This is a genomic window from Curtobacterium sp. NPDC086286, assembly GCF_044746255.1.
Taxonomy (GTDB): domain Bacteria; phylum Actinomycetota; class Actinomycetes; order Actinomycetales; family Microbacteriaceae; genus Curtobacterium.
This window is the reverse complement of record NZ_JBIVBW010000008.1, coordinates 1-16,902: the sequence shown is the minus strand read 5'-3', so window position 1 is coordinate 16,902 and position 16,902 is coordinate 1. Positions and strand designations below refer to the sequence as shown.

At 69.9% G+C, this 16,902-nt stretch carries 14 protein-coding genes; 5 read left to right on the top strand and 9 right to left on the bottom strand.

Annotated elements, in window-relative coordinates; genetic code table 11:
* Positions 1–41 precede the first annotated feature (41 nt).
* The 7 genes from ACIPKM_RS14765 to ACIPKM_RS14735 form a co-directional block, all read right to left on the bottom strand.
* A complete protein-coding gene (locus ACIPKM_RS14765; protein ID WP_071294789.1) occupies positions 42–1,931 on the bottom strand; it encodes a glycerol-3-phosphate dehydrogenase/oxidase in 1,890 nt (629 codons plus the stop codon).
* A 60-nt stretch (positions 1,932–1,991) separates the two neighbouring features.
* Positions 1,992–3,113, bottom strand: coding sequence for a GuaB3 family IMP dehydrogenase-related protein (locus ACIPKM_RS14760; protein ID WP_071294790.1), 1,122 nt, complete (start codon positions 3,111–3,113; stop codon positions 1,992–1,994).
* A 66-nt stretch (positions 3,114–3,179) separates the two neighbouring features.
* A complete protein-coding gene (locus tag ACIPKM_RS14755) occupies positions 3,180–3,365 on the bottom strand; it encodes a hypothetical protein (protein WP_139199221.1) in 186 nt (61 codons plus the stop codon).
* Positions 3,366–3,565: 200 nt separating this feature from the next.
* Complete coding sequence (locus ACIPKM_RS14750; RefSeq protein ID WP_071294791.1) at positions 3,566–4,387, bottom strand: ABC transporter ATP-binding protein; 822 nt, start codon at positions 4,385–4,387, stop codon at positions 3,566–3,568.
* Positions 4,384–5,271, bottom strand: coding sequence for an ABC transporter ATP-binding protein (locus ACIPKM_RS14745; RefSeq protein WP_070417714.1), 888 nt, complete (start codon positions 5,269–5,271; stop codon positions 4,384–4,386). The genes ACIPKM_RS14750 and ACIPKM_RS14745 overlap by 4 nt, the downstream gene beginning before the upstream one ends.
* Positions 5,264–6,250, bottom strand: coding sequence for a branched-chain amino acid ABC transporter permease (locus tag ACIPKM_RS14740; RefSeq protein ID WP_071294792.1), 987 nt, complete (start codon positions 6,248–6,250; stop codon positions 5,264–5,266). The genes ACIPKM_RS14745 and ACIPKM_RS14740 overlap by 8 nt, the downstream gene beginning before the upstream one ends.
* Before the next feature lie 11 nt (positions 6,251–6,261).
* Positions 6,262–7,614, bottom strand: a complete 1,353-nt coding sequence (locus tag ACIPKM_RS14735; RefSeq protein ID WP_071294793.1) for a branched-chain amino acid ABC transporter permease — start codon at positions 7,612–7,614, stop codon at positions 6,262–6,264.
* A gap of 355 nt (positions 7,615–7,969) precedes the next feature.
* Between ACIPKM_RS14735 and guaB the strand changes: the two genes are divergently transcribed.
* The 3 genes from guaB to ACIPKM_RS14720 all read left to right on the top strand — a co-directional run bounded on the left by guaB (position 7,970) and on the right by ACIPKM_RS14720 (position 11,502).
* Positions 7,970–9,472 (top strand): IMP dehydrogenase, encoded by a 1,503-nt coding sequence (gene guaB / locus ACIPKM_RS14730; protein ID WP_070417711.1) that lies wholly within the window; start codon positions 7,970–7,972, stop codon positions 9,470–9,472.
* Positions 9,473–9,550: 78 nt separating this feature from the next.
* A complete protein-coding gene (locus ACIPKM_RS14725; protein ID WP_070417710.1) occupies positions 9,551–9,934 on the top strand; it encodes a VOC family protein in 384 nt (127 codons plus the stop codon).
* A 233-nt stretch (positions 9,935–10,167) separates the two neighbouring features.
* Positions 10,168–11,502: an ABC transporter substrate-binding protein gene (locus tag ACIPKM_RS14720; protein ID WP_071294794.1), complete on the top strand. Its 1,335-nt coding sequence runs from the start codon at positions 10,168–10,170 to the stop codon at positions 11,500–11,502.
* 226 nt (positions 11,503–11,728) lie between these two features.
* On the opposite strand, the gene rarD is transcribed toward ACIPKM_RS14720, so the two are convergent.
* A complete protein-coding gene (gene rarD / locus ACIPKM_RS14715; protein WP_070417709.1) occupies positions 11,729–12,691 on the bottom strand; it encodes an EamA family transporter RarD in 963 nt (320 codons plus the stop codon).
* A gap of 132 nt (positions 12,692–12,823) precedes the next feature.
* Positions 12,824–13,120 carry a co-chaperone GroES gene (groES, locus tag ACIPKM_RS14710; protein WP_017885484.1) on the bottom strand — a complete coding sequence of 99 codons (297 nt, stop codon included), beginning with the start codon at positions 13,118–13,120 and terminating at the stop codon, positions 12,824–12,826.
* 163 nt (positions 13,121–13,283) lie between these two features.
* Here groES and ACIPKM_RS14705 point away from each other — a divergent pair, with 163 nt between their 5' ends.
* Positions 13,284–14,486, top strand: coding sequence for a class I SAM-dependent methyltransferase (locus ACIPKM_RS14705; RefSeq protein ID WP_071294795.1), 1,203 nt, complete (start codon positions 13,284–13,286; stop codon positions 14,484–14,486).
* A gap of 68 nt (positions 14,487–14,554) precedes the next feature.
* Positions 14,555–16,902, top strand: a 2,348-nt coding sequence (locus tag ACIPKM_RS14700) for a hypothetical protein (protein ID WP_261646626.1), incomplete at its 3' end; no start/stop codon positions are given.

Here is a 16,902-nt window from a genome sequence, read left to right as displayed (position 1 = left end):
CGCCTCCAGGCAGTCGAGAGCCAGGAGGCACGGGGCGCGTCCTACTCGGGCTCGCTCGTCTTCTCGCCGACCACCTGCTCGTCGGACGCCTTGGCACCCTCGGCACCGCTCGACCGGCCACCGCCGACCACCACGTCGTCCTCGTCGAAGCCGAAGGCGATGTCCGGCGCCTCGAGCCGCACGCGGTCCGCCGAGGCGTCGTCGGGCTGCAGCTGCGACTCGCGTTCCGCGGCGACGCGCTTGAGGTAGTTCGAGACCTCGTTCTCGGTGGTCTCCTGGTCCCAGCCGAGCACGTCCGCCATGAGCTTCGCGGCGACGGGCGCCGCCGACTCACCGCGGTCCCACGCCTCGATCGAGATGCGGGTGCGGCGGGCGAGGACGTCCTCGAGGTGCAGGGCGCCCTCGTGCGAGGCCGCGTAGACGACCTCGGCGCCGATGTAGTCGTCGGCACCGGGGAGCGGCTCGGCGAGGGACGGGTCCTGCTTCACGAGCCGCAGCACCTCGGTCGCGAGCGTGCCGTAGCGGTTCAGCAGGTGCTCGATGCGGACCTTGTGCACGCCGAAGCTCCGCGCGGTGCGGCCGCGTCGGTTCCAGGCGGCGGGGTAGCCCTCGGCACCGAGCAGTGGGATGTCCTCGGTGGTCGAGCCCGGGATCTTCCCGTCCATCGCCGCGACGGCCTCGTCGATGGCGTCCTTGCCCATCACGCGGTACGTGGTCCACTTGCCGCCGGCGACGACCACGAGCCCGGGGACCGTGTGCGCGACGACGTGCTCGCGGCTGAGCTTCGACGTCTGGTCGGACTCCCCCGCGAGCAGCGGCCGGAGTCCGGCGTACACGCCCTCGACGTCCTCACGCGTGAGCGGGACCGCGAGGACCTTGTTGACGTGCTCGAGGATGTAGTCGATGTCCGCCGCGGTCGCCGCCGGGTGCGCCTTGTCGAGGTACCAGTCGGTGTCCGTCGTGCCGACCAGCCAGTGCCGGCCCCACGGGATCACGAAGAGCACGCTCTTCTCGGTGCGGAGGATCATGCCCGTGTTCGACTGGAAGCGGTCGCGTGGGATGACCAGGTGCACGCCCTTCGACGCCCGCACCTTGAACTGCCCACGGGTACCGACCATCGCCTGGGTGTCGTCCGTCCAGACGCCCGTCGCGTTGACGACCTGCTTCGCGCGGATGTCGAACTTCTCGCCCGTCTGGATGTCGTGCGCGTGCGCGCCCACGACCCGCTCCCCGACCTTGATGAAGCCCTCGATGCGGACGCGGCTCGCGGCGGAGGCGCCGTACGACGCCGCCGTGCGCACGAGCGACGCGACGTACCGGGCGTCGTCGACCTGGGCGTCGTAGTACGTCATGCCGCCGACGAAGGCGTCCTTCTTGAGGCCGGGCATGTTCTTGAGGACCTGGCTCCGGCTGAGGTGCCGGTGGTGCGGGACCCCCGGCGGCCGACCACCGGACCAGCTGAAGACGTCGTACATCGCCATGCCGATGCCGATGTAGAAGCGCTCCCACACGCGGTGGTTGAGCGGGTAGAGGAAGCGGACGGGCTTCACGAGGTGCGGGGCGATGCGCTGCAGCAGGAGGCCGCGTTCGATCAGTGCCTCGCGGACGAGCGCGAAGTTCAGCTGCTCGAGGTAGCGGATGCCGCCGTGGACGAGCTTCGACGACCGGCTCGAGGTCCCCGAGCCCCAGTCGCGGGCCTCGACGATGCCGACGCTCAGGCCACGGGTGACGGCGTCGAGTGCGCTGCCGCCACCGACGATGCCACCGCCGACCACCAGGACGTCGAGCTCCTTGGTCTTCAGGGTCTCGATGGCGGCCGCGCGTTCGTCGGGACCGAGCTTCGCCGACGGGTCGAACCCCACCCCCGGGGCGGCGGTCTCGGGCCGGGCGGGCCGGGTCGCGCTGGACGTGCTCGTGCTGGTCTTCGCCATCGTCGCCTCCGTGTCACGGTGACGCCGGGCGTCACCCGCGCCGGAGTGCGGGTGCCACCGTCAGTTCCGGTGGTACGGCGCCACGACCACTTCTACTCGCTGGAACTCCTTGACGTCGGAGTATCCGGTCGTGGCCATCGATCGACGCAGGGCGCCGACGATGTTCGCGCGGCCGTCCCACGTCGGGGTGGGGCCGTTCAGGACGTTCTCGAGCGGGGCGATCGTGCCGACCTCGACCCGGCGGCCGCGCGGCAGCTCCGGGTGGTGCGCCTCGGCACCCCAGTGGAACCCACCGCCGGGGGCCTCGGTCGCGCGGGCCAGTGCGGTGCCGAGCATCACGGCGTCGGCGCCCATCGCGATGGCCTTGACGACGTCGCCGGCGGTGTCGAGCCCGCCGTCGGCGATGACGTGCACGTAGCGGCCGCCGGACTCGTCCATGTAGTCACGGCGAGCGCCGGCGATGTCCGCGACGGCCGTGGCCATCGGGGCGTGGATGCCGAGGGCGGCCCGCGTGGTCGATGCCGCGCCGCCGCCGAAGCCGACGAGCACACCAGCGGCACCGGTACGCATGAGGTGCAGGGCCGCCGTGTAGGTCGAGGCGCCGCCCACGATCACCGGGACGTCGAGCTCGTAGATGAACTTCTTGAGGTTGAGCGGCTCGGTGTTCTGCGAGACGTGCTCGGCCGAGACCGTCGTGCCGCGGATGACGAACAGGTCGACACCGGCGTCGACGACGGTCTGCGAGAACTCCTGCGTGCGCTGGGGGCTGAGCGACCCGGCGACCGGGACACCGGCGGCGCGGATCTCGGCCAGGCGCGCGGTGATCAGCTCGGCCTTGACCGGCTCGGAGTAGATCTCCTGCATGCGCTTCGTGACGTTGCCGTCGGTGAGCGCCTTGATCTCGTCGAAGTAGGGCGTCGGGTCCTCGTAGCGGGTCCAGAGGCCTTCGAGGTCGAGGACGCCGAGCATGCCGAGCCGGCCCATCTGGATGACCGTCGCGGGCGAGGCGACGGAGTCCATCGGGGCCGAGAGGATCGGCGACTCGAACGTGAACGCGTCGATCGACCACTGCACGCTCACGTCACGCGGGTCACGCGTGCGCCGCGAGGGGACCACCGCGATGTCGTCGAACGCGTACGCCCGACGTCCGCGCTTGCCAGCACCGATCTCGACTTCACTCACCCGGCAAGCCTAGCGGTCGTGTCCCCCGGGTGACACGGGCGCGACGGGCAGGGCGCGCGGCGGACGTCAGCGCGTCCGGCGTGCGCGGCGCCTGCGGAGCGTCCGCAGGACGAGCCCGAGCAGCAGCGCCAGCACCACCAGCACGCCGACCAGCGCCGCGGCGACCTTCACGAGCAGCGCCGCCCCGACGAAGAGCACGGCGAACACCAGCCACACGAGGGCGTCGAGCACGAGGGGGCCGGGAGTCCGCACGCGACCGACGATAGCGACCCGGCGGGGGCGGGTCGCGCCTCCTGGACGACGCGCCGTCCCGACGACGCGCCGTCCCCGCGACGTGGGCCGCGCACCGGTCCGCATGAGGAGCGGGGCCGTGCGGCGCTGAGCGTCCACGCACGACCCCACTCGGTGCGGGTACCGCCCCCACAGCGGCACCCACGGTCGACACCGCTCGCTCAGCGCGCGGAGTCGACGTCCTTGGCGAGCGTCCCCAGGTACAGCTCGATGACCTTCGGGTCGTCGGCGAGCTCCTTCCCGGTGCCCGAGTACGCGTTCTTCCCCTGGTCGAGCACGTACCCACGATCGCAGATCTGCAGACAGCGTCGCGCGTTCTGCTCCACCATGACGATCGACACACCGGCCTTGTTGATCCGGCGTGTGCGGATGAACGTCTCGTCCTGGCGCACGGGCGACAGCCCCGCGGAGGGTTCGTCGAGCAGCAGCACCTTCGGGTCCATCATGAGCGCCCGGGCCATCGCGACCGACTGCCGCTCACCGCCGGACAGCGATCCGGCACGCTGGCCCTTCCGCTGTCCGAGGACGGGGAACAGGTCGTAGATGACCTCGAGCCGCTCGGCGAACTTCCGGGGTCGCAGGTACAGGCCCATCTGCAGGTTCTCCTCGATCGAGAGCGAGGGGAAGACGTTGTTCGTCTGCGGGACGAAGCCCACACCGGCCTGCACGAGCTTGTTCGCCTTGAGGTTGGTGATGTCGTCGCCCTGCAGGGTGACGGAGCCCTCGCGGATGGACACGAGGCCGAACAGGGCCTTGAGGAGCGTCGACTTGCCGGCGCCGTTCGGCCCGATGATGCCGATGAGCTCGCCCGGGTAGCAGTCGAGGTCGCAGCCGTTCAGGATGTTCACCCCCGGCAGGTAGCCGGCGACGAGGTTCTTCGCGCTGAGCACGGGCTCGCGTTCCAGCGTGGCCGCCGGGGCGGCGGTCGCCGGCGACGGACTGGAGGCGCTGCTCGCGTTCGTGGGCTCGCTTGCGTCGGTCATCGGGTCGCCTCCTGCTCGTCTTCTTCCGCTACTTCCTCGGCGAGTTCCTCGTAGGTCTCCTCGTTGAGGAGCGAGTCGTCACCGAGGTCGGTGTCGTGGTGCGCACCGAGGTACGCATCGATGACCGCACGGTCGTCCATCACCGTGTCGGCCGGCCCCTCGGCGACGACCTTGCCCTCGGCCATCACGACGACCCAGTCCGAGATGTGCCGGACCATGTGCATGTCGTGCTCGACGAAGAGCACGGTCATGCCGTCGTCGCGCAGGGACTGGATGTGCCCGAGCAGCGACTGGGTCAGCGCCGGGTTCACGCCGGCCATCGGCTCGTCGAGCATGATCATCGTCGGGTCGGACATGAGCGCCCGGGCCATCTCGAGGAGCTTGCGCTGCCCGCCGGACAGCGAGCCCGCGTAGTCGTCGGCCTTCGTGTCGAGCTTGAAGCGGGCGAGGAGGTCCTCGGCCTTCGCCGTGATCTCGCGCTCCCGCTTCCGCCAGAGCGCGGGGACGAGGCCGACGAAGAAGTTCTCGCCGGGCTGGTCGCGGGCGCCGAGGAGCATGTTCTGCATCACGGTGAGGCGGCTGAGCGCCTTCGTGAGCTGGAACGTGCGGACCATGCCCTTGTTCGCGATGTGGGTGGCGCTGGTCTTCTGCAGGGTGTTGCCGTCGAACCGGGTCGTCGCGCCGGGGCTCGGCTTGTCGAACCCGGTGAGCAGGTTGAAGAACGTCGTCTTGCCGGCGCCGTTCGGGCCGATGAGGGCGGTGATCGAGCCGCGCTGGACCTCGAGGTGGTCGACGTCGACCGCGGTCATGCCGCCGAAGCGACGGGTGACGTCGTCGACGACCAGGATCGGGTCGTTCTTGGGGTGGGCGTACGACTCAGACACTGAACGTCAACTCCTTCTTGTTGCCCAGGAGGCCCTGTGGACGGAACACGATGAGGAGCATGAGCGCGACGCCGACGAGCACGTAGGAGAACTGCTCGGCCTGCTGCGCGTTCATGATCGAGTTCGGGATGAAGTCACCGGCGAGGGTGCGGATCGCGAGTCGGACGACGAAGAAGAGCACGGCGCCGAGCACCGGTCCGAACACCGTCGCCGCACCGCCGAGGATGAGCGCCGTCCAGATGAAGAACGTCATCGAGCGGCCCATCGCGTCCGGTTGCACCGAACTCGGCAGGACGTAGATGATCCCGGCCAGGGCCCCGAGCGCACCGCCGAACACGAGCGCCTGCATCTTGTACGAGTAGACGTTCTTGCCGAGGGAGCGGACGGCGTCCTCGTCCTCGCGGATGGCCTTCACGACACGGCCCCAGGGGCTGCGCATGAGCAGGAACAGCACGAGCGTGAACAGGGCGACGAGCCCCCACGCCGCGATCCGGATCCACCAGCCGTTGACGCCGTTGTTCGAGTACGTGAACCACAGGAGCGTGGTGGTGCCGTCGGGGAGCGGGCTGAGGGCGTTGAACGGGTCGCGGTAGCTCGACCCGGTGATGCCGTTCGAGCCGCCGGTCGTCGTGGTGAGCAGGCTCGACCGTCCCACCATGCGGATGATCTCGGCGCCGGAGATCGTCACGATCGCCAGGTAGTCGCCGCGCAGCCGCAGGGTCGGGATGCCGAGGATGATCGCGAACACGATCGACACGAGCAACGCGACCAGGACGGCCATCACGAACGGCAACCCGTTGGTGATGGAGATCGCGAAGCCGTACGCGCCGAGCAGCAGGAACGCCGCCTGGCCCATGTTGACCAGGCCGGTGAGTCCGAAGTGGACGTTGAGGCCGATCGCGGCGAGCGCGAACGCCGCCGTGGTCGGGGCGAGTGCTTCCTGCGTGAGGGAGGACAGCAGGTTGAGGATGTAGTCCATGGCGGCGCTCCTTAGCCGATCCGCTCGGCGCGGCCGAAGATGCCCTGCGGCCGGAACAGCAGGATGAGGATGAGGATCACGAGGGCGGTGGCGTACTTGAAGTCACCGGGCAGCACGAGGTTCGTGAGCTCCACGACGACGCCGATGATCATCGAGCCGACGAGTGCGCCGTAGGCGGTCCCGAGGCCACCGAGCGTGACCGAGGCGAACATGAGCAGCAGCAGCTGCAGGCCGGTCTGCCAGTTCACGCCGTTGAGCACGAGGCCGAGCATCACGCCCGACAGTCCCGCGAGGCCGGCGGCGAGCGTCCACACGAACCGGATCACCCGGTCGACGTCGATGCCGGACGCGCTGGCCAGTGCCGGGTTGTCCGACACCGCACGGGTCGCACGGCCGAAGCGCGTCTTCGCGAGGAACAGACCGGTCGCGACGAGGACGACGAGCGCGATGCCCATCGCCACGTACGACTGCACCGTGAGCGTGACCCCGGCGAAGCGGACCGTCTCGGGGTTGCCCTGCTGGATGCGGACGGTCGAGGCGCCGAAGAAGTACTGGAACGCGTACTGCGCGGCGATCGACAACCCGATCGTCACGATCATGAGCTGCGTCAGGCTGATGCGCTTGCGCCGCAACGGCCGCCAGATGCCGGCGTCCTGCAGGTAGCCGGTCGCCGCGCACAGCAGCGTGACCACCACCCCCGTCAGCCAGATGTTCCACCCGAGCTGGTTCGCGAAGAGGTAGGCGAGCAACCCGCCGAGGGTTACCTGCTCACCGTGCGAGAAGCTCGACAGGCCGGTCGTGCCGTAGATGAGCGAGAGGCCCACCGACGCCAGCGCGATGAGGAGCCCGAGCCGGATGCCGGACGCGAACTGCTGCCAGGCGCGCTGGGGCGTGACGCTCGTGGCGTCGTCGTTCGTGACGACGCCCTGCTGGTCGGACAGCTGGAAGATCTGCCCGACGTTCGCGTTGAGGCTCGCCGACACGGTGCGCTTCGCGTCCGCCGCGTTCGTCAGGTACTGGCCCTTGGGCAGCGTGTCCTGGTCGACGCTCACGGTGTAGCTGCCCGCCTCGGTCACGCTCACCGACCAGCGCCCGGCGTCGGACGTCGTCGCGGTCTGCGCGAAGCCACCCGGCCCGGCGACGTCGACGTCGACGCCCGGGACCGGTTCGCGGTCCGAGTCGGTGATCGTGCCCTGGATGCAGCCGTTCGTCGGGCTGACCGTGCACGGCTGGGTGCTGGCGGGTGCGGTGCTCGCGGACGCCGATGCGCTCGCGGTCGGGGCCGAGGTGGCGCCGATCGCCGGCAGCGTCACCGCCCAGTCGATCAGGAAGGTCGCCAGGAACGCGAGCACGAGGACGGCCATGATGACCGGTCGCTTTCGTCCAGGGCGGAGGCGGAACCTGCGCAGCAGTGCAGGTCCCGGCGGAGTGATGGATCCCACGGAAGAGCCTCTCGTTCGGATGACGAGGACGCTAGGGGGATTGTGTGACACCCGTGTTTCCATCACGTTCCCTGTGTGATTCGTGCCGCAACTGTGACGTTGTGGAGGAAGGCCGGACGGAGGTCCCGGGACGGGGCCGCACCGCGCCTCCTGGCTGCTCACGGGTGTCCACGGGGCGGAATGCGGAAGAGCGCCTGCGCGTTACCATGGTCTATCCGGAACCCGCCGCAGCGTTCCCGGTGTCTCGACCACTTCACCTCGCCCACGAAGGGGACCCATGGACCAGCCGGATCCGTTCGGATTCATCGGACTCACGTACGACGACGTCATGCTCCTGCCGGGGTACACCGACGTCATCCCGAGCGAGGCGTCGACCGCGTCCCGGCTCACCAAGCGCATCACGGTCAACGTCCCGCTGCTCTCCGCGGCGATGGACACCGTGACCGAGGCCCGCATGGCGATCGCCATGGCCCGACAGGGCGGCATCGGGATCCTGCACCGCAACATGTCGATCGCCGACCAGGCGGCCGCGGTCGACAAGGTCAAGCGCAGCGAGTCGGGCATGATCACCAACCCGGTGACCACCAGCCCGGACGCCACCGTGGCCGAGGTCGACGCGCTCTGCGGACAGTTCCGCGTCTCCGGCCTGCCGGTGGTCGAGGGTGACGGCACCCTCGTCGGCATCATCACCAACCGCGACATGCGGTTCGTGGCGCCGTTCGAGCAGCAGACCACGCTCGTGCGCGACGTCATGACGAAGGCCCCGCTCATCACGGCTCCGGTCGGCATCGACCCGGACGACGCCGTCGCGATCTTCGCCGAGCACAAGATCGAGAAGCTCCCCCTCGTCGACGAGGACGGCAAGCTCCGCGGTCTCATCACCGTCAAGGACTTCGACAAGAGCGAGAAGTACCCGGACGCCACGAAGGACGACGCCGGACGCCTGCGGGTCGGTGCCGCGATCGGCTTCTTCGGCGACGCCTGGGAGCGCGCGACCGCGCTGCGCGAGGCCGGCGTGGACGTCCTCGTCGTCGACACCGCCAACGGCCACAGCGCCGGCGTGCTCGACATGGTCCGCCGTCTCAAGGCCGACCCGGCGTTCGCCGCGGTGGACGTCATCGGCGGGCAGGCCGCCACGCGCGAGGGCGCCCAGGCGCTCATCGACGCGGGCGTCGACGCCGTCAAGGTCGGCGTCGGCCCGGGATCGATCTGCACGACGCGCGTCGTCGCTGGTGTCGGCGTCCCGCAGGTCACCGCCGTGTACGAGGCCTCCCTCGCCGCGCGTGAGGCCGGTGTGCCGGTCATCGCCGACGGCGGGCTGCAGTACTCGGGCGACATCGCGAAGGCCCTCGTGGCCGGTGCCGACACCGTGATGCTCGGCTCGCTCCTCGCCGGCACCGACGAGTCGCCCGGTGACCTGGTGTTCGTCAACGGCAAGCAGTTCAAGGCCTACCGCGGGATGGGCTCCCTCGGCGCCCTGCAGACCCGCGGCAAGAAGACCTCGTACTCGAAGGACCGCTACTTCCAGGCCGACGTCCCCTCGGACGACAAGCTCGTGCCGGAGGGCATCGAGGGCCAGGTCCCGTACCGCGGCTCGGTGGCGAACGTCGTCTACCAGCTCGTCGGCGGCCTGCGGCAGTCGATGTTCTACGTCGGCGGCCGGACCGTCCCGGAGCTCAAGGCCCGCGGCAAGTTCGTCCGGATCACCCCGGCCGGGCTCAAGGAGTCGCACCCGCACGACGTGCAGATGGTCGTCGAGGCGCCGAACTACAGCCGCTGACCCGACCCGCACCCGCGAACGCCCCTGCTCCCGGACGGAGCGGGGGCGTTCGTCGTCGGTCGGCAGTAGGGTCGCGGCATGGTCAGCGCCGTGTCCCACACCTCGATCGACTGCCGTGACGCCTACACGCTCTCGGAGTGGTGGAAGCAGGTCCTCGGCTACGTCGACGTCGCCGACGACCCGAACGCGCCCGGGCACGAGGAGTGCATGATCGTCGCTCCCGACGGCTCGCACCACGTGCTCTTCATCGAGGTGCCGGAAGCGAAGGCCGTGAAGAACCGCATCCACTTCGACCTGCGGCCGACCGACCGGACCCGCGACGAAGAGGTCGTGCGGCTGCGGGGCATCGGTGCGCTCGAGCTGGCCGACCGACGCACGGCGAGCGGCGGCTGGGTGGTGTTCGCCGACCCTGAGGGGAACGAGTTCTGCGTCCTCCGGTCCCAGGCCGAGCTCGACGCCTGACCCCGGCCAGCCTCCACCCGGGCGGCCGGCGTCCCTGTCCGGACTGCGCGGGTCCGGTCGACCGCGCCCGGGCGCTCGGCTCGAGACCCGCGGGTTTCCGCAGACCTCGCGTCACGGCTGGGTAACGAAACACTTTGCGTACCGCCCCGTCACGCGGCTGAAACACCGTGACCCTACGTTCTCTCACATCCCCAGCGGGACCTGAGGTTCCGCGCAGAGAAAGGGCTCCACGGATGATCAGAACCACCCGTGCCACCACGGCACTGGCAGTGGCAGGAGCGGCGGCGCTCCTCCTCGCCGCCTGTTCCACCACCAGCGGCGGCACCTCACCGTCCTCCTCCGCGTCGGGAGGCGCGAAGAAGGACCCCGCCGCGAGCTGCAAGGCCCCCGACACCCCGGGCACCGACGCGCTGAAGATCGGCACGATCCTCCCGCTCACCGGTTCGCTCGCCTACCTGAACCCGCCCGCGGAGTCCGGTGTGGGACTCGCGGTGCAGGACATCAACGCCGCCGGCGGTGTGCTCGACAAGGACGTCACCATCGACCCCGCCACCGACTCCGGTGACAGCAACGACATGACGGTGTCGAGCTCCGCGGCGACGAAGCTCGTGAACGCGAAGGTCCCGGTCGCGATCGGCGCCGAGTCCTCCAGCGTCACGCTCAACGTCATCGACCAGCTCACGAGCAACTGCATCGTGGAGATCTCCCCCGCGAACACCGCGTCGGACCTGTCCGGCTACTCGTCGTACTACTACCGGACCGCTCCGCCGGACTCAGTGCAGGGATCGGCGCTCGGCCAGCTCGTCACGGGTGACGGCAACGCCAAGGTCGCGTTCCTCGTCTTCAACGACACCTACGGCACCGGTCTCCGCAACACCGTGCAGAAGGCGATCGAGGACTCGGGCGGATCCGTCGTCTACGGCGGCAAGGGCAAGGGCCAGGAGTTCCCGCCCGGCCAGACGACCTTCTCGTCCGAGGTGACCGCGGCGCTCGCCACGAAGCCGGACGCCATCGTCGTCCTGGCCTTCGACGAGACGAAGTCGATCATCCCGGAGCTGAAGTCGCAGGACGCCGACATGTCGAAGATCTACATGTCCGACGGCAACACAGCGGACTACTCGAAGGACTTCGACAAGGGCACGCTCACCGGCGCGCAGGGCACCATCCCCGGTGCCTCGCCGAAGGACGAGTTCAAGGCCCAGCTCTCCGCCTACTACAAGAAGTCGTCGGGCAAGGACCTCGCCGACTACTCGTACGCGGCTGAGTCGTACGACGCCACCGTCCTCGCCGCCCTGGCCGCGGTGAAGGGCAAGGGCACGGACTCCGGCACCATCCAGGCCAACATGGCCGCGGTGTCCGGTGCCGACGGCGGCACGGAGTGCTCGACGTTCAAGGACTGCGTCGCCCTGCTCGACAAGGGTGAGGACATCCACTACACGGGTCCGTCGGGCATCGGTCCGTTCGACGACAACAACGACCCGTCGAGCGCCTACATCGGCATCTACAAGTTCGACGGCGACAACAAGCCCGTCTACCAGAGCGCGATCCAGGGCTCGGTCAAGAAGTAGTCGGCAGCACCGGATCGACAGCGCCTCGCGGCCCGGCCGCGGGGCGCTGTCGCGTGCGGCGGCGGCGCCGGCGGCGGGCCGAGACTCGGCTGCGCGGACAGTTCCGTGGCGGACACGGCGCGAAACTGTCCGCCGGGCCGAGACTCGGGGCCCGGCGGGCGGGCCGGCAGGCAGGCAGGCCGGCAGGCGGACAGGACACGGGCCCTGGAGGCGCGGCTCGGCCCCGTCAGACCGGCTCGGCCGCGGTGGGCGCCACCGCCCGGCGCCGCGATGCCCGAGCGGCCAGGAACGAGTCGGCCGTCAGGATGACCAGGGCGAGCCAGACGATCCCGAAGCCGAACCACCGGGCACCCGACATCGGCTCGTGCTGCACGACCACCCCGACGAGCAGCTGCATCACCGGCGCGAGGTACTGCGTCAGCCCGAGCGTCGACAGGCTCACCCGACGGGCGGACGACGCGAACAGCAGCAGCGGCACGGCCGTCGCGGGCCCGGTCAGCACCGTCACGAGGACGTGCACCCAGCCCTCGCTCGTGAACGTCACCCCGCCGCCGAGGCCGGTCGCGCCGAGCACCACGAGGGCGACCACGGCGATCGGCAGCAGCCACACGGTCTCGATCGTCAGGCCGCTCAGGGCGTCCACCGTGCCACCGACCCGCTTCTTCACGAGCCCGTACAGGCCGAACGAGAACGCCAGCACGAGGGAGATCCACGGCATCTGTCCGTAGCCCACCGCGATGACGACGACGGCCACGATGCTGATGCCGACGGCGGTCCACTGCAGCGGACGCAGGCGTTCGCGGAGCACCACGACACCGAGCGCGATCGTCACGAGCGGGTTGATGAAGTACCCGAGCGCCGCCTCGACCGTGTGGCCCGTGGTCGTCGCCGCGACGTACACGGTCCAGTTCACCAGGATGAGCACGGCCGCGAGGCCCATCACGAGCATCACCCGACGCTGGGCCATCAGGGTGCGGGTCCGGAGCCAGGAGCGGGTGACGGCGATCGCGATCGCGCAGAACACCAGCCCGAAGACGATCCGCCAGGCGACGATCTCGAACGCGCCGGCGGGGGCCATCGCCGCGAAGAGCAGCGGCATGAGTCCCCACAGCCCGTACGCGATGATCGCCTGCACGACGCCGACGGATGCCTCGCTGCGGGCCGGGCGCGCCGGGGACGGTTCACTCACGGAACCATCCTAGGAACGGGCACCGACGGTGCGGGGTCGAGCCGCGCCTCCTGGACCCGCCGACCCGGCGCGGAACGCGAGAACGCCCCGCCCGGCCGGAGCCGAACGGGGCATTCGCGATGTGTACTGGACTCAGTGCACGATGACCGCGAGGACATCGCGCGCCGAGAGGACGAGGAGGTCCTCGCCCGAGTACTTGACCTCGGTGCCGCCGTACTTCGAGTAGATGACCTTGTCACCCACGGCGACGTCCAGCGGGACGCGGTTGCCGTTGTCGTCGATACGACCCGGGCCCACGGCGACGACCTCGCCCTCCTGGGGCTTCTCCTTCGCGGTGTCCGGGATGACCAGACCGGAAGCGGTGGTCTGCTCCGCCTCGACCTGGCGGATGACGATGCGATCCTCGAGCGGCTTGATGCTGACGGCCACGGTGACCTCTTCTTTCTCGGTACTGACTCGGTACAGATGAAAACCGTGTTGGCACTACGCACAGGAGAGTGCCAACCGCCCCAACTCTAGGGCGTCGTTGGCACTCGGTCAATCCGAGTGCCAACGTCCGACCGGGCTCTCGGCGACCTGGGAGGATCGTCGGGTGGAAGCCGCCGATCTCGCCCAGTTGCTGACCCCCGAGGGGATGGCCCTGCTCGACCGTACCCCGGCCGTGTCCGACGGTGGTGAGATCGTCCGGGTCGTCTCACGACTGCGCTCCGAAGGACACGATCCGGGCCTCGTCGCGGCGGTCCTGACGCAGGCGAGGCTCCGGCAGAAGGCCCGTGGGAAGTTCGGGGACTTCGCCTCCCGCATGCTCTTCACCGAGGCCGGCCTCGAGCAGGCGACCCGGCTGCAGGTCGCCGCCCAGCACGCCGGACGCTTCGCCGCCGCTGGGCTCACCCGGGTCGCCGACCTCGGGTGCGGCATCGGCGGGGACGCGATGGCGATGGCGGCGCTCGACCTCGAGGTCACCGCCGTCGACCGTGACGAGGCCACCGCGGCCGTCGCGACGCACAACCTGTCGCTCTGGGACTCCGCACGGGTGGAGCTCGGCGACGCCGCTTCGTTCGACCTGTCCCGCGTCGACGGGGTCTGGATGGACCCGGCGCGCCGGACCTCCGGCCACGCGAACACGAAGCGCCTCGCCGACCCGGACGACTGGTCCCCGTCGCTCGACACCGTGTTCGCCGCCGCCACGACGACCCCGACGGGTGTGAAGCTCGGGCCGGGCGTCGACCGCGACCTCATCCCGGACCCCGCCGAGGCGCAGTGGACCTCCGTGGACCGCGAGGTCGTCGAGCTCGCCCTCTGGTTCGGCCCCCTCGCCCGTCCCGGTGTCCGCCGTGCCGCGACCGTCATCGGGGCGCACGGGATCGCCGAGCTCACGGGCGACGCCGACGCCGCGGACGTCGAGGTCGGCGCGCTCGGCGCGTACCTGTACGAGCCCGACGGAGCGGTCATCCGTGCGCGGCTCATCGGCGACCTCGCCCGGTCGTTCGACGGCCGGATGCTGTCCGACGGCATCGCGTACGTCACCTCGGACCGGGCCGTCACGACACCGTTCGCGCAGGGCTTCCGGGTGCTCGACACGATGCCGCTCGACGTGAAGCAGCTCGCCGCGCGACTCGCGGCGGACGACATCGGGACCGTCGAGATCAAGAAGCGCGGGGTCGACGTGGACCCGGCGCAGTTCCGGAAGCGGTTGCGGTTGCGCGGACGGGGGCGCGTCACGCTCGTGCTCACCCGTCTGGAGGGACGGCACGCCGCGATCCTGTGCGAGCGGCTGGGAGACGTGGCCGGGTAGGCATCGCACTCAGTAGCGACTTTTCGATATGTGACATCCTGAATGCTGTCCGCTCCGAAAGGTTCAGCATGAAGCACTCCCCCTCACCCATGTCCCGGTGCCTCCTCGTCGTCGGCACGTCCGGTCTGGCGCTCCTCGCGCCACTCGCGCTGTCGGTCCCTGCAGTCGCCGTCGCACCCGCCACCGTACTGGCGGTCTCGGATGCGCCCCGCGCCGCACTCACCGTCGACACCACCACCTACCGTGCCGGCGACACCGTCACCGTGACGGGTACCGCAGCGCCGGGTGCGCGCGTCGGTGTCCTGTTCGGCGATCGAGACCTCGTCCGGAAGAGTGCCGCCGCCGACGGCCGCTGGACCATCACCAGCGAGCGCGCCGTGCTGAGCACGGCCGGTCTCTCGATCACTGTGACCGCCGGGACCGGGAACGACGCCGAGACCGTGACCCGTACCCTTGCCCACGACACCAGCGAACGGCCGCTCACGGTCGACACCACCAGTTACCGCGTGGGCGACCTCGTCACCGTGAAGGGCACCGCATCGCCGCGCGCGCTCATCGCGGTCGTCTTTGGCGGCAAGGACTCCGAGACCGGCCGTGCCGACGACCGTGGCAACTGGAGCATCACCAGTCTGCGGCCGGCCACCGCCACCAATGGACTCTCCCTCGAGGTCAGCACCGGTATCGGCGAGACCGCGCGCACCATCGAGCGCACGCTCACCGTCGACACCAGTGAGCGCCACCTGACGGTCGACACGGACAAGTACCGCGTCGATGACCTTGTCACCGTCAGCGGCACCGCCGAACCCGGAGCGTTCGTCCACGTCCGGTTCCGCTCCAACGACACGGTCGACAGCCGCGCCGACGACGACGGCAACTGGCGCATCACCAGCATGTACGCGGCCACGGCGACCGACGGGCTCACCCTCCAGGTCAGCACCGGCGCCGGCGCCAGCCTGCGTACGATCGAGCACACCCTCGCCCGAGACACCAGCGAACGGCCGCTCACGGTCGACACCACGAAGTACCGCGTCGGGGACCTCGTCACCGCCACCGGCACGGCCGAACCCCGAGCGTTCATCGCCGTCAGCTTCGGACGCGTCAACAACTCCGACACCGCACGCGCCGACGACGACGGCAAGTGGAGCATCACGAGCCCGAAGTCCGTCACCGAGACCGACGGCATCACCCTCACCGTCAGCACCGGTACCGGCGACTCCACACGCACCATCGAACGCGCCCTCACCGTCGACACCAGCGAACGCCACCTGACGGTCGACACCACGAAGTACCGCGTCGGGGACCTCGTCACCGCCACCGGCACCGCCGAACCGCGCGCGTTCATCGCCGTCAGCTTCGGACGCGTCAACAACTCGGAGACCGGCCGCGCAGACGACGACGGCAAGTGGAGCATCACGAGCCTGAAGAACGTCACCGAAACCGAGGGCATCACCCTCACCGTCAGCAGCGGCACCGGCAGCAGCACACGCACCATCGAACGCGCCCTCACCGTCGACACCAGTGAACGTCACCTCACCGTCGACACCACCGACTACGCGCCGGGTCACCTTGTGACCGTTTCCGGCACCGCCGAACCCCACGCGTTCGTCGGCGTGGAGTTCGGTCCCCGCAACTTCTTGGACGGACGCGCGGACGCCGACGGTGACTGGAGGATCACCAGCCCGAAGGGCGTCACCGTCACGGGTGGGCTCCAGATCCGGGTCCACACGGGTTCCGGGTCGACCGCCCGCACCGTCGAGCGCACGCTCACCGACGCCACCGAGACCGACGTGCGCGTGACGTCGCCGAAGCAGTACCTGAGCGGCACACCGCTCCGTGTCGAGGGGACCGCACGCCCCGGCGCGACGGTGAGGATCTCGGCTCAGGACGCGGTGATCAACATCCCGCTGGGCGGAGCGGTCGTCGCGTCCCCGACCGGACAGTTCTCGTTCACCTCGAAGCGATCGGTGGCGTTGTCGGACGGAGACCCGAAGCTGTCCGTGACCGTGCAGCAGGACGCCGACGCAGCGACCGTGCACGAGTTCCGATCACTGCAGGAAGGCGTGGAGTACGTTCCGACGCGCCTGACCTCCGACAAGACGTTCTTCAAGGGCGAGGGCGCTCGCCTCGTCGGCACGGCGTCCCCGTACACGTCGTTGAGCGTTCGAGTGGACGACGGGGCCCAGGAGTTCGTCCGCGCCGACGCCAACGGAGCGTTCGATCACACCACGCGCAAGCTCCCCGGGGAGTCCTACCGGATCACGATCCACCAGCTGTTCGGTGACGAGGACAAGACGACCCACGAGTTCACGGCGCGGGACGGTGCGACCGAGCCCGCGCTCCGGCTCACGTCCCCCACCGAGTACACCAAGGGACAGAAGATCACCGTCACCGGCAAGAACACCCCCGGCAAGACCGT

What these genes read in the sequence shown, in the direction of transcription:
- ACIPKM_RS14750 (WP_071294791.1), bottom strand. Translation starts at nt 4,387, where the DNA reads ATGACCGACGCAAGCGAGCCCACGAACGCGAGCAGCGCCTCCAGTCCG.
- guaB (WP_070417711.1), top strand. Translation starts at nt 7,970, where the DNA reads ATGGACCAGCCGGATCCGTTCGGATTCATCGGACTCACGTACGACGAC.
- ACIPKM_RS14725 (WP_070417710.1), top strand. Translation starts at nt 9,551, where the DNA reads ATGGTCAGCGCCGTGTCCCACACCTCGATCGACTGCCGTGACGCCTAC.
- ACIPKM_RS14735 (WP_071294793.1), bottom strand. Translation starts at nt 7,614, where the DNA reads ATGGCCGTCCTCGTGCTCGCGTTCCTGGCGACCTTCCTGATCGACTGG.
- ACIPKM_RS14740 (WP_071294792.1), bottom strand. Translation starts at nt 6,250, where the DNA reads ATGGACTACATCCTCAACCTGCTGTCCTCCCTCACGCAGGAAGCACTC.
- ACIPKM_RS14720 (WP_071294794.1), top strand. Translation starts at nt 10,168, where the DNA reads ATGATCAGAACCACCCGTGCCACCACGGCACTGGCAGTGGCAGGAGCG.
- ACIPKM_RS14765 (WP_071294789.1), bottom strand. Translation starts at nt 1,931, where the DNA reads ATGGCGAAGACCAGCACGAGCACGTCCAGCGCGACCCGGCCCGCCCGG.